This window comes from Microvirga vignae, assembly GCF_001017175.1.
Classification (GTDB): domain Bacteria; phylum Pseudomonadota; class Alphaproteobacteria; order Rhizobiales; family Beijerinckiaceae; genus Microvirga; species Microvirga vignae.
Genome location: NZ_LCYG01000064.1, coordinates 25,627 through 38,051 on the forward strand (window position 1 = coordinate 25,627; position 12,425 = coordinate 38,051).

The following is a 12,425-nucleotide window of genomic DNA, read 5'->3' on the forward strand; positions in this document are numbered from 1 at the left end:
CGCAATCATGAAGCCCTGGAGAGAAATCGCCGTTCCGCATCATGACGTGCTCAGCGGGACATTCCAGCAGTCAGAGTTCGCGGCAGACATAACCGCGGTCCACATGAAGAGGGCGAGCCTGGAGTATCAGGATGCGGCTCCTTTCTTCGAGCGGACCTACATCACGGAGGGCATGCGTCTCCTCCTGACGCAGGTGGCGCAGCGGTTGGCCGGCAAGGGCGGTGAGCCCGTCATCCAGCTCCAAACCGCGTTCGGCGGGGGCAAGACGCACACAATGCTCGCCGTCTATCACCTCGCCTCGAGAGAGTGTGAGCTGTCGCAGATGGCTGGCATTCCGGAGCTCATAGACCGCGCTGGCCTCATGGACGTGCCCAAGGCGAGGGTCGCCGTCATTGACGGCACCGACCGCGCGCCCGGGCAGCCCCGAATGGAAGGCAAGCAGGAGATCAGAACGCTTTGGGGTGAGCTCGCGTGGCAGCTTGGAAAGGCGGAGGCTTTCGAGCTCGTCAAGGATGCCGACGCGAGTGGCACATCGCCAGGCAAGGACGTGCTTCGAACCCTGCTCGAGCGCTATTCACCCTGTGTGGTCCTGATCGATGAGCTCCAGGCCTACGTCCGCCAGTTCCCGGAAGGCCAGCAGCTGAGCGGCGGCACGTACGACAGCAACCTGTCCTTCATCCAGGCTCTAACCGAAGCCGTGAAGCTTGTGCCAACGGCGATCGTCCTCGCGTCGCTGCCGGAGTCGGAAATCGAGGCCGGCAGCCAACGGGGTGTCGCGGCACTGAGAGCCCTTGAGAAGACGTTCGGTCGCGTCCAGGCGCTCTGGAAGCCAGTTGCGACGGAAGAGGCGTTTGAGATCGTTCGTCGGCGGCTCTTCGAGCCGGTTCGCGATGCAGCGGCACGGGATGCCGTCTGTCGGGCATTCGCCGACGCCTACGTCGCGGAGGGGGCGAAGCTCCCGTCCGAGACGCAGGAGAGGCGGTACTATGATAGGCTCGTGCAGGCTTATCCGATCCACCCTGAGGTTTTCGATCGCCTCTACGAAGACTGGACGACAATCGACGGGTTTCAGCGCACTCGCGGCGTCCTGAAGCTGATGGCGAAGGTCATCTACCGGCTTTGGAAGGACGACAACAAGGATCTTATGGTCCTGCCTGGCACGTTGCCGCTCTATGATGGCAGCAGTCGAAGCGAGCTGACGTATTACCTGCCCGCCGGATGGGACGCCGTCATCGACCGCGACATCGATGGGGATCGCGCCGAGACGACCGAGCTCGAGAACAAGGAGCCCCGCTTCGGCCAGCTCCATGCCGCGCGCAGGGTGGCACGTACCATCTTCCTGGGCAGCGCTCCTTCGTCCGTCGTCCATCAGTCCGGCATTCGCGGCCTGGACCGGGCCCGAATCCTCCTAGGATGCCTTCAGCCGGGTCAAGCCTCTTCCAACTACACCGATGCTCTGAACCGACTGTCAGACCGCCTCCACTATCTCAACAGCTCGGGTGACAGAACCCAGGATGCGACCCGGTATTGGTTCGACACGCGCGCAAACCTTCGGCGCGAGATGGAGGACCGCAAGCGGCGCTACAATGATGAGACCGACGTCCGCGGCATGATCGCGGAAGGCATGAAACGGGTGGTAGGGGCGGGGTCATTCTTCGACGGCACCCACATCTTCACGCCTCATGGCGACGTGCCGGATGATAGTGGCCTCAGGTTGGTGGTGTTGCCGCCCAAGATCTGGCACTCCCGCGATGAGGTCAGGATCGCTGAAGAAGCGGTGCTGGATTACATCCGCAATAATGGTCTGAAGCCCCGCTACCGTGGTAATCGGTTGCTCTTCCTGGCAGCGGACCATGGTGCTCTTGCCCGGCTCAACGATGCAGCTCGCATCGTGCTGGCCTGGGGCTCGATTGTCGAAGACATCAAGCAGGGCCGCCTCAACGTAGACCTGCTTCAACAGAGGCAGGCGGAGAAGGAGCTTCAGACCGCCCAGGACGTCCTTCCGCGTGCCATCCGCGAATGCTTCAAGTGGTTGCTGTGCCCAGGCCAGGAGAACGCGACGGATCCGAAGCCCCATGTCGAGGCCTTCGCGCTCAACACGAGCGGCGGCTCGCTGGGGAGCGAGATCGAGCGGGTCTGCCTTGATAATGAGCTCGTCATCACCACGTGGTCGCCGATCCACCTCCGCGCGAAGCTGAAGGAGCTCTATTGGAGGCCGAACGAGCCCGCAGCAAAGGCCATCGCCTTCTGGGAGGATACCCTGCGGTACCTCTACCTTCCGCGCTTGAAAGACCGGGAGGTGCTCACCAAAGCAATCAGGAACGGAGCGGCCAGCCGGGATTTCTTCGGCACCGCATACGGGCAGAACGGCGAGGTCTTCGAAGGCTTCCACTTAGGCATGGGCGACGTCCAGCTCGACGACACGTTGCTGCTGATCGAATTGGAGGCTGCAAAGACCTTTGAAGAGGCGAACCGGCCGAAGCCGGAATCTGAGCCGCCGAAGCCGCATGAAGAGCCACTACCCAGGAAGGACCCACCAGCTAAGGACGACGAGAGGTCGCGACAGGACCCACCTCCTGGGCAGCCGAAACCTCGTTCTTTCCACGGGACAGCTGATATCCCGCCGGCCACAGCAAAGATGCGGATGATCCAGCTCGCGGAGGAGATCGTAAGCTTGCTCATGACAGATCCCAACGCACAGGTGAGGGTCACCGTCGAGATCGCAGCAGACTTTCCAGATGGAGCAGGTGACCAGATCAAGCGGGCAGTTTCCGAGAACGCACGCAGCCTTGGACTGAAGATCGCAGACTGGGAGTAGGTATCGCGAAAGTCATGAGTTCAAGGAGGCGGCGGGACCGCAATTCATGATGGGAAGCGGTGGAATGGATCTATGACGACAGCAAACATCCACGTGTTACCCCGCTGGCAGAGTGAACTATTGCACATTGGGCTCACGGAAGTGCATAGGCTTGGGCTCGAGCCGCCTGTGGCTCGCGTCAGTGGGAGATATGATGGTTGGACGGCACCCGGGCTGGGACTTTACCCTTAGCGTCATCAAAATAGCGACGGGCAATGCTTGGAACAGGGTTGCAGCCTCGCTTGTGGTTGCGGGCATTGCGGCCCTGACCAGCATCCTCCAGTACATAATTATTGGCCTCTTCGCCCTTGGCGGGACGAAGATTGTGATCCCTGACGCCCCAACTTGGATTGGGTTCGCCCTAATCGGTATCGGCATAGGCGTGCTGATCCTCGGTCGAGTTGTGCCGGAGCGCACCGGGGCTCCTCAGCTCTCACCAACCCCCAATCTGCATGATGTGGATCTCCACCAGCGCTTCCGTGAAAAAGTGACGGACGACGTCCTCCTGTTTTTGCGAGAACATGATCTCGGCAACACCTTCCCGAGAAAGGCGCTCGACCCGCTTTTCGACATGGACGCGACTTGGCGTGGCGGTCGGTACGAGTTCAGTGATCCCGAACTTCAGAAATCTTTTCAAGAAGTCCGCTCTGCGCTTCGTGTATTTATCGGTCTTGCGCTCACGTACATCCACAGCCACTGGAACAACCCAGAGCTGGCCACGGTGATGACGGACCAGGATCAACGTCGAGGGCGCTCCCAAAGCACGCTCGACAACGCGAGAAAACTGAATACAGCCGCAACCGACCTATGTGCCAGAATCGATGACTTTGAGCGTTTGGCAGCTGTACGGCTGAAAACGGTCTGACGACGAGCTGGTGGGGCTGAGGGTTGTTGGAGCGACTTTTACTGCATAATTCAGATCGTAGTGGAACTACCTGTTTTACTATGGAAAACATTCCAACAGACTCGTCTTAAAATTGCAATTGCGCCGAGAGATTGCCAATCTAAATGCAAAGGTCGATCCGACTTCGGTGGCAGGTAGCGATTGTCTGGGATAGAGAGTTTTTCTGCTGCAGACTCTTTGGTGGGATATATCTACCAGTGTGAGTATGCGCTATTTCGAGCTTTAGATACGGATGATCCGGCAGAGGGCTTTATGGTGGAAACCTTTGACGATGTGGTCGTCGAAGGGGAGGGCGACGCGTTTGAGCTCTTGCAGTTGAAACACCACGATCCCGCCAAGGCAAAGGCCTTCACCGACAAAAGCTCTGATCTGTGGAAAACGATTCGCATCTGGTCCTCTCTCGTCAGGGACAACGCTGTCGATCCAAGCAAGACCTCATTCTTCTTGCTCACCACTGCTCAGGCGTCGTCTTCTGCGATGCTGGTCGACTATTTAGCACCAAAAGGGGGCACGGGAGGAACGAGGAACGTAACGGCCGCAAAGGCCCTTCTCATGGAGATCGCGGAGGAGATAGAGGCCGGAACGACGGATAGCATGAAGAAGAACGTCGAGCCTTTCTTGGCATTGCCAGAAGCCACCCGCGGCGTGCTGATTGGAAACATGACCATAGTGCCGGGAGTGGCGGTGATCGAGAGCCTCCGCCAGAAGATCATCAAGCGATTAAGCCTGACGGGTGCCACGACTGGAAATCTGGAGCGCTTGGCGCAGTCGCTGGTTGGCTGGTGGTACTGGGTTTTGATCGAGCGCCTCAGAGCGAAAGAGAAAGTGGCGATCAGTAAAGAGCTGCTCCAAGAGAAAATCACGGATCTGGTTTCCCAATATGTCGTGTCGAGCCTGCCAATATTCGAAGATATCACGAACCCGGACGCTGACCAAAAGGCCCGCCTGTTGCAGAGGCTGTTCGTTCGGCAGTTGATGGCTATAGGGCATGCTCCGGACAAGACGGCGGTCGCAGGGGCGCTGCTCGATGTGTACAAGGCTGATGGGCACATAAAGCGTTGGCTCGAGAGCCTGCGGCTGCAGCCTAAGGAATTGCAAGAGTTTAAGGATCAGCTTTACGGTCACTGGGCTGCGAAATTTGGTGCGATCGAACCTGACGCAGACGCTTGCCTTGGCCGGGATGACGCAGAGTCTGAGCTGGCAAAGCTCGGTCGAGCCGCTCTAAGCGGCTCACTCTCGGGAAGTCAGGCAAAGCTCAAAGACGTTGAGATCGATTATCTACGGCGTGGCGTTTTACACCTCATGGCGAACGACCCGGTGATCGGTTGGCACCCTCACTGGGTCGCAAAATTCAAGTCGGTCGAATGATATGGCGTTCGCTCCCTGGAATGATCGGCAGACAGATTTCGCCAACTATTTTAATCCGAGCTATCTCGGTATCCTCGTATATAGCTTAGCCAAAGGCTATAACGCCATAAACGGGGGCATGTCGCTAGCCCTTGCGTTTCCCGGCGTCGCCATGGCCGTGCATCCCGATATCCGGAATGCTCTTCCCCGCACCACCGCTACCCGGTTCTCGAGGTGGCTGAGGGATAACCCAGAAATTCGAACCGACCTGCTCTCGTCTACACAGTCCCTTGTTCCGCAGGTCAAGGAAGCCGTTTTGACGTCGCTCCGCTCGAACTGGATCTCGATTGAGAACGGCCGCCTAATCGCGGCTGCCAAGGGACCACCGATCTTGAAGTCAGACAAAACCTTTGATGATGACCAGAAGGCGGCCGCATTCGTCGGAAGGTGGTTCGCGAAGGTAGCAGACGACAGAGGAATCTACCAACAAATAGGAGTAAGACCATAATGCAGATCCAGAGCGTGGTCCTTTACTCCCTTGACGGCAGGATCAACGAAATCCCATTCGACTTAGGTCGCGTGAATATCCTCAGTGGCCCAAGCGGTCGGGGAAAGTCCGCACTGCTAAGCGTCGTCGATTACTGTCTTGGAGCATCGCGTTTTGAAATCCCGGCAGGTGTGATCTCGAATGCCGTGTCATGGTTCGCCTTGAAACTCGACTTCGGTACGGAAAGGTTGTTCGTGGCCCGCCGTAGCGTCCCCTTAGGGAGGGCAGCAAGCAATGAGTTCTTCGTGCGGCCCAACCCGGACCACGAAACGCCGCCTCTGAGTGATTTAAAGCCAAATGCTCGCCGCGATGATCTTGTAGAGAAAGTCGGATCGCTCCTAGGTGTGGGGGTCACACTTCTTCCTCGGGCCGACGGCACGGCCGAACGACAGAAGCTGACCTTCCGGTCAGGTCTCATCTACAGCTTCCAAAAGCAGAATGAGATCGCCAACCCGGACCTGTATTTTCATCGTCAAAGCGAACTCGCTCAGACGATAAGAGAAACGTTGCCATACTACCTTGGGGCGATCTCCCCGGCCATCATCGAAAAGCAAGCCGAACTCCGCAATAAGCGGAAGAGACTGCGCGAGGTCGAGCGGGCTCTTGAACGCAGCGTATCGATCGCCGCTAATCGTGACGCGGAACTCGTATCAATCGTGGCGGAAAGTACCCGACTGGGTTTGATTGCATCATCCGACATTCCAGCTAGGAGCTCGGCAGCACAAATACTCGAGAGCGTTTCTTCTACCCTCCAATCCACTCTTTTCGGCGACAGCCAACTAGCGGATGGTCTGGACCTTGATCTCCTCAAGCAGATGAATACTGAGCTGCTGAGTAAGACTCGTGAAAGATTAGATCTCAAAAAAGAGATCGACGCTTTGGAGCGCTTTGAAAACGACCAGAATGTTGTCGACAACGCACTCAACGAACAGCGGCGGCGTTTGACGGCATTGCATCTTCTCGCAGATGACCACGATTCTAAGCAATGTCCGGTTTGCGAAAGCAGGCTGGAGAGTGTCACGCCGGCTGTAGCGGATATGCAGCGCTCTCTGGAAACACTCATCGTTGAACTTGCGATGGTGAGTTCGGACAAGGCCGATGTCCGGGAACAACTCTCCAAGCGCCGTGCCGCCGTTACCAATCTCACGTCGGAAATCGCTTCACTCAGGCGCGAGGTTCAGCGCTTGAAGGAAGAGGAATCCTCCATCAAATTGTTATTGGAGCAGAAACACGAGGTTGCCCGGCTTTCTGGCATGGTCGACATGTTCCGTAGGCTCATATCGGTTGACGACGACGAGACACGTGTCGCGCTAGAACTTGAGAAGGCCTCCTTGGTCACTGACATCGAAGAACTCGAATCAGAGACGAACCTGTCAGACGTTCGCGCGAAGACCGCGACCTTCCTCGGCGGTATCGGGCAGCAGATCACCCGCTGGGCTCGCGAGCAGCATCTCGAGTACGCGAACGGTTTTCTGACATTTGATCTCCGCGGGCCGAGACTTGTCAGCGAGACGGCAGACGAGACGATTCCGTTTTCACGCTTCGGTAGCGGGCGGAACTGGGTCTGGTATCACTTGCTCGGCCATCTGGCTCTCCACGAATGGTTTGCCTCGAATAAACGGCCGGTACCTAACTTTTTGATCCTCGATCAGCCGTCACAGGTCTATTTCCCTTCAGCTGACGGGCAGACAGAAGACAATGACTGGATGGAGGTCCGTAAAATCTACGAGTGGCTTTTCGACGTCGTCGAAAAATTTGAAGGCCAGATGCAGATTATAGTCACCGACCACGCGAAATTCGAGAACGACCCGCGTTTCACAGACCACCTCAAGCACGACTGGTGGCAGGGAGGATCCTTGGTACCCCAAGGTTGGTTGGACCAAAACCTGTAGTCTTAATGAATCGCCCCACGTCATGGTCGTTCTGTAAGTAGATGACAGTTATAGTAGCAGGCTCGCCTGCCTTCAACTTAGTTTCCAGATGACCGTCGGGCCAAGCGTCTGCATTGGTGCAGGAAGATTGGCATTTAGATCATCCCATGGGGCCGGCGTGCCGACGGACGGAAGCTTCCCCAAAAGGGGAGACTTCGCAACGGCAGTGAGGTTGAATATATTTCGCAAGAAGGGCTGGGCGTTGCGAGCACCCACCTCTCCTCTGTTACCAGAACAGGACCCTTACGGGTTGCTTACAAGGACATCACCGAAGGGCGAGTTGGCGTTTTACCCTCCAACTCGCCCTTTTCGGTTGGCCAACTCTGAGCAGGAGAAACGGGAGGGTTAACGGCTCTAACAGGGCCTCAGCCGAACTTCCGTGTTCTGGCCGAAAGCAGACCTATATAAGGCCACGCTTAAAGGCCGAGTTGACCCGTTCCGGACCATCGGCTCGCCGGCCAGCAGACTGTCAAAGCAGAGGCGACACTCGCGTCATCCGCTCGTCGTCCCACCCTGATTGAGTTTGTTAACAAGCGCGGTCGGCTGGCGCCTACATCTCCTATGAGGGGACAGCCCATAGCATCGCGTCCGGCTCACCTTCAGCATGGACGCATTGCCATACCGTCAATCACCACCATTTCCCTCGACAAGCTCGCCCGCTTGGTTGACACGCCCAAGTGCCCGTTCCTCATCGATGTTCAGACCGAAGAGGACTTCGCGGCCGACCCGCGCCTGATCCCCGGCTCCGTCCGCCGCCCGTGGCAGGCCGTCGCTGATTGGGCGCACGAATTTAGCAGCCGATCGGCCGTCGTCATCTGCCAGAATGGCCAGAAGCTCAGCAAGGGCGTGGCCGCCCGGCTGTGGCACGAGGGCATTCCGGCCGATTTTCTCGAGGGCGGTGCCCTGGCGTGGGCAGGGGCCAGCCGGGGCAGCTAGAGAAAGGCGTACATCAAGATCGAATAGCTGATGAGGGCGAGTGTCAGGCTGAGACCCAGGATGGTGGCCATCTCCTGCCCGAATGGATCCGGCTCGGCATCGGCATCCCTGGCCGGCGCACGAACTTCGCGCTCACTCATCCATTCACCCCCACGACAGATCCTCAGGTGAGATGCAAACGTTGCCAAAGTCCCGCGAGGTCCATTCCATCATGTCGGGAGCAGGAACGGACAAGGACTGGTTCCCGGTTGGCATCGCACCGCGTGACGGCACGCCCGTGATCCTCTGGATGATCGGAGAGGAGACACCGCCCACGCTTCCGCAACCCGTTGGCTGTTGGAGCCTCAATCCCGCGGCGGGCATCGGCTACTGGCGGATTTTCGGGGAGCCGCCGCGCTTTTGCTCCGATAAGCAGATCCGCGGCTGGAGGCCACTTCTTCGGGAAAGTTGAGCACACCATTGGCACCGGCCACGTCCTGCTGAGGGCGTGCCGCCCCTTGTCACCCAGACAAGCTCGGCCGTGGCTGCGCCTGCCCCTTCTTGCCGCCTCAGCCGCCAGGAACTTCCCCTCGAGGGAAGTGTTCACGCTTTGACCCAAGGCCAACCGGAGCCCGATGAACCTGCGCTCATTCTCGCAAGCCTGCGGCGGCATTGCCATCTTTGCCGGTGTGCTCGTCCTGGCGGGATGGATGGCAGGGATCACGGCGCTGCAATCCCTCATCCCCGGCTTCCCTGCGGCGCAGCCGATGACGGCCCTGGCGATGGTCTCCTGCGGTGGCGCCATGCTGCTTCTGGGCACCAAGATGCTTGGCACGCGCAGGGCTGCGGTCGGCTTGGCCGCGCTGGTCATCGTGATCTCTTTGCTGAACCTCGTCGCCTATGCCGGGCTGGACTTGGGCCTTGAGCGATGGCTGCTGTCAGATCGGCTGGCGAACCAACCCGGTCCCTATCAGTACCCCGGCCGGATGGCTGAGATGACGGCCCTCGGCTTCCTCCTCGTTTCCTCCGCGATCACCGCGAAGGCGTTGCGTCGGATGGTGCTTTCGGCGGTGGCGGCGGCAACCGCGGCCTTCATGCTCGCAGGCGTGGCCCTGCTGGCCTACCTCTTCGACGCATCGATCCTCGAAGTGACCGGGTTTTCGGCGGTCTCCCTGCCCACCGCCGTCGTGCTTGGGATGCTGTCGGCCGGAGCACTGGCTGCCGATCCGCTCAGGGGATGGCCACGCCGCCTGACGCTCGACACCCCTGGCGGCACCCTCTTGCGGATCCTGCTGCCTCTGGCGCTCGTCCTACCGATCGGCATTGGTACCGCCGCCCTGATCGCCTCGCGCGTCGGCCATGTGCCGCCGGACTTCCGGCTGGCCGTCGTCTGTGCGGCGACGGCCTTCCTTCTCGGTGCCGTGGTGATGTGGGCTGCGGGCCGGATCGACAGCCTCGATGCCGCGCGGCAACGCTACCGTCGGCTTTATAAGGCACAGCCGACCGCCCATCTCGTCCTCGCACCGGACTTCACCATCGAGGAAGCCTCCGAGCATTACCTCGCGGCCACGATGACACTTCGGCAGGACCTGGTGGGAAAGGGGATGTTCGAGGTGTTTCCGGACAATCCGGCCGACCCGGGTGCCACTGGCGTGTCCAACCTGCGCGCCTCGCTTGAGCGCGTCCTGAAGACCCGTGCGCCCGACCGCATGCCGGTGCAGAAGTACGACATCCGCCGTCCTGGCGGCGAGTTCGAGGTCCGCTGGTGGTCGCCCCTGAACTCTCCCGTGCTCGGGCCAGACGGCGAGATCCGCCACATCGTTCATCAGGTCGAGGACGTCACCGCCGAGATGTTGGAGCGGGAGGCGGCGGCGGAGGCGCGCGCCGGCGCGGCGCGGTTCCGGGCGGTGGCTGATACCATCCCTGGCCTGGTCTTCGAGACCGATCCTGCGGGGGCGAACACCTATGTCAGCCAACAGTATTGTTCCTATACGGGCCTGTCGTCCGAGGCGCTGCTCGGCGAGGGCTGGCGGCAGGTGCTGCATCCGCAGGACCGCGACCGGGCGGCCGCGATATGGCAGGAGGCCGCGGGCAGCGGCAGACCCGCTGCGATGGAGTGCCGGATCCGTCGGGCCGACGGGGCCTGGCGCTGGTTCATTCTCCGCATCTCGACGCTGCGTGATCGGGCCGGGCGGGTGGAGAAGGGGATCGGTGTCTGCACCGACATCACGGACCAGCGTGAGGCGTTCGAGCTTCAGCGCACCCTGCTGCTGGAGGTCAGTCATCGGGTGAAGAACAGCCTCGCCCTCATCTCCAGCCTGCTCAAGCTGCAAGCCCGCTCCCTCGACGGCGCGGCGCGCTACGCGCTGGAGGAGGCCTCCCAGCGGGTGCACGCCGTCGCCCGTGTGCACGACCAGCTCTGGCGTGGTGCCGGGACGCGCGACATCGACCTGAGGCCCTTCCTCAGTGACATGTGCTCGGCCGTTGGGGCGACCGCACCCAGGCACTCGACCGTCTGCCGCGCCGAGCCGGCGATCGTCAGCGCGGACCTGGCCGTACCGATCGGCTTGTTCGTCAACGAGCTGCTGACGAACGCCTACAAGCATGCCTACCCCGAAGACCAGGATGGCGAGGTGCGGGTGCTTGGGACGAACCTCCCGAACGGCTACTACCGGCTTGAGGTGTCCGATGCGGGGCGTGGCCTGCCGCCGGGGTTCGATTTGGCCGAGAGCCGCGGGAGCCTTGGGATGAGGGTGATCACCAGCCTCGCGGCACAGCTCGGGGGCGAGCTGGCCGCTGGGTCGGCCGAGCCGGGTGCTCGCTTCTCCCTGGTGTTCCCGCTCCAGGCTGAAAGAATGCCGGCGATCCGATGAAGCCGACATCCGATCCGGGTGCCTTGACCCGCGTTGGCACCATTGAAGGTCCAGCAATGGCACTCCTGAGACGGAAGCGCCGACGTTTGTTGGGCGGAAGGAAGGTGGAGGTTGACCCAGAGCTCACCTTAGCTGTTTGGGAATCATGCTTCCGGTTTCGGCGTCTGAATAGGCGCAGTCTGCCGAGCTTTCTGTTCCTCGATCTCAGCCAGCACGTCCAGATGACGGGCCATCTCCAGGAGCTGGTGTTTGACATCCAGGAGCGAGATCCACTTCGCCGTGGCTCGTGCGTCATTGGCCTGCCGTCGATACTCGGCCGCCTTGTCGAGGGGAGGGACAAACACGGCCGCAGACCTTTCTCACAGCACAAAAGGTACAGACCGTGGAACGTGCCGATCGTTCCTCCAGTGCCGGAGCTTTCGACTGACCATAAGGAGGATCGGACCGTTTGTCTCCTATCACCAGTCGGCGACCCCGTAGGCGCTGGTGGCTGAGAGGGACGCGCGCTCCCGCCCGCGGCCGACGAGTGTCGTCACGACCGCCGGTCTCGACCAAGAACGCCAACCTCTGGTCCTGGCGAATCGGCACCTCGCTGCGGGCGAGCAGCATGTTGCCGGGTAGATCGCCCTGATCCGCCGGATGACCGCGAAAGGCTCCGATCCGCCGCAGCTAGGGACCTGCTGCGGTTGCTGGACGAGACCATGGTGCTCTGGCAGGACCACCTCCTGCTCATCCCGGACGCCATCGCCAGGCACGACCAGGCGATCTCTCTCCCTCGACAGGCGGGTCCTGGGCCAGCAACTCTCTGACCCTGGCCAGCTCGTCGGGCGGGTGCGGCAGGAGCAGGTCCAGTTCGGCCTCGATCCGGGCCATCTCCTGGATTTGGTGTTGGACCTGCTCCTGCGCCGCGAGCAGGCGCTGACGGAGCTGGACAGCCTCAGTCACAGCTTTCTCGGCACGCTGGAACAGAGGATCGTCTTCGATGACCATGACACAGCCCACTCGCACAATTGTCGATCCTCAACATCGGGTCGCCCGCCCGTGTTCCAGG

The 12,425-nt window shown here is 60.4% G+C and carries 11 protein-coding genes; 8 read left to right on the forward strand and 3 right to left on the reverse strand.

What is annotated here, in order from left to right:
- Positions 1 to 7 precede the first annotated feature (7 nt).
- The 6 genes from AA309_RS23290 to AA309_RS23315 all read left to right on the forward strand — a co-directional run bounded on the left by AA309_RS23290 (position 8) and on the right by AA309_RS23315 (position 8,522).
- Positions 8 to 2,818 (forward strand): ATP-binding protein, encoded by a 2,811-nt coding sequence (locus tag AA309_RS23290; protein ID WP_047191423.1) that lies wholly within the window; start codon positions 8 to 10, stop codon positions 2,816 to 2,818.
- Between the two features lie 190 nt (positions 2,819 to 3,008).
- Complete coding sequence (locus AA309_RS23295; protein WP_047191424.1) at positions 3,009 to 3,722, forward strand: hypothetical protein; 714 nt, start codon at positions 3,009 to 3,011, stop codon at positions 3,720 to 3,722.
- Between the two features lie 219 nt (positions 3,723 to 3,941).
- Positions 3,942 to 5,129: an ABC-three component system protein gene (locus tag AA309_RS23300; protein ID WP_047191425.1), complete on the forward strand. Its 1,188-nt coding sequence runs from the start codon at positions 3,942 to 3,944 to the stop codon at positions 5,127 to 5,129.
- A gap of 1 nt (position 5,130) precedes the next feature.
- Positions 5,131 to 5,616: a three component ABC system middle component gene (locus tag AA309_RS23305; protein WP_047191426.1), complete on the forward strand. Its 486-nt coding sequence runs from the start codon at positions 5,131 to 5,133 to the stop codon at positions 5,614 to 5,616.
- On the forward strand, positions 5,616 to 7,547 hold the full coding sequence (locus AA309_RS23310) for a DUF3732 domain-containing protein (RefSeq protein ID WP_047191427.1): 1,932 nt from the start codon (positions 5,616 to 5,618) through the stop codon (positions 7,545 to 7,547). Before AA309_RS23305 ends, AA309_RS23310 begins: the two co-directional genes overlap by 1 nt.
- A gap of 600 nt (positions 7,548 to 8,147) precedes the next feature.
- Complete coding sequence (locus tag AA309_RS23315) at positions 8,148 to 8,522, forward strand: rhodanese-like domain-containing protein (RefSeq protein WP_052954944.1); 375 nt, start codon at positions 8,148 to 8,150, stop codon at positions 8,520 to 8,522.
- Here AA309_RS23315 and AA309_RS35430 read toward each other — a convergent pair.
- Positions 8,519 to 8,662 (reverse strand): hypothetical protein, encoded by a 144-nt coding sequence (locus AA309_RS35430; protein ID WP_160310528.1) that lies wholly within the window; start codon positions 8,660 to 8,662, stop codon positions 8,519 to 8,521. The genes AA309_RS23315 and AA309_RS35430 overlap by 4 nt on opposite strands.
- Positions 8,663 to 8,703: 41 nt before the next feature.
- Here AA309_RS35430 and AA309_RS23320 point away from each other — a divergent pair, with 41 nt between their 5' ends.
- Both AA309_RS23320 and AA309_RS32430 read left to right on the forward strand, forming a co-directional pair.
- Positions 8,704 to 8,973, forward strand: a complete 270-nt coding sequence (locus AA309_RS23320) for a hypothetical protein (RefSeq protein ID WP_160310529.1) — start codon at positions 8,704 to 8,706, stop codon at positions 8,971 to 8,973.
- A 163-nt stretch (positions 8,974 to 9,136) separates the two neighbouring features.
- On the forward strand, positions 9,137 to 11,374 hold the full coding sequence (locus AA309_RS32430) for a PAS domain-containing protein (protein ID WP_052954945.1): 2,238 nt from the start codon (positions 9,137 to 9,139) through the stop codon (positions 11,372 to 11,374).
- Between the two features lie 143 nt (positions 11,375 to 11,517).
- Here the strand turns inward: AA309_RS32430 and AA309_RS23330 are convergent, their stop codons facing one another.
- Positions 11,518 to 11,718, reverse strand: a complete 201-nt coding sequence (locus AA309_RS23330) for a hypothetical protein (protein ID WP_047191429.1) — start codon at positions 11,716 to 11,718, stop codon at positions 11,518 to 11,520.
- A gap of 385 nt (positions 11,719 to 12,103) precedes the next feature.
- Positions 12,104 to 12,364 (reverse strand): hypothetical protein, encoded by a 261-nt coding sequence (locus AA309_RS35435; RefSeq protein ID WP_047191430.1) that lies wholly within the window; start codon positions 12,362 to 12,364, stop codon positions 12,104 to 12,106.
- Positions 12,365 to 12,425: the final 61 nt, after the last annotated feature.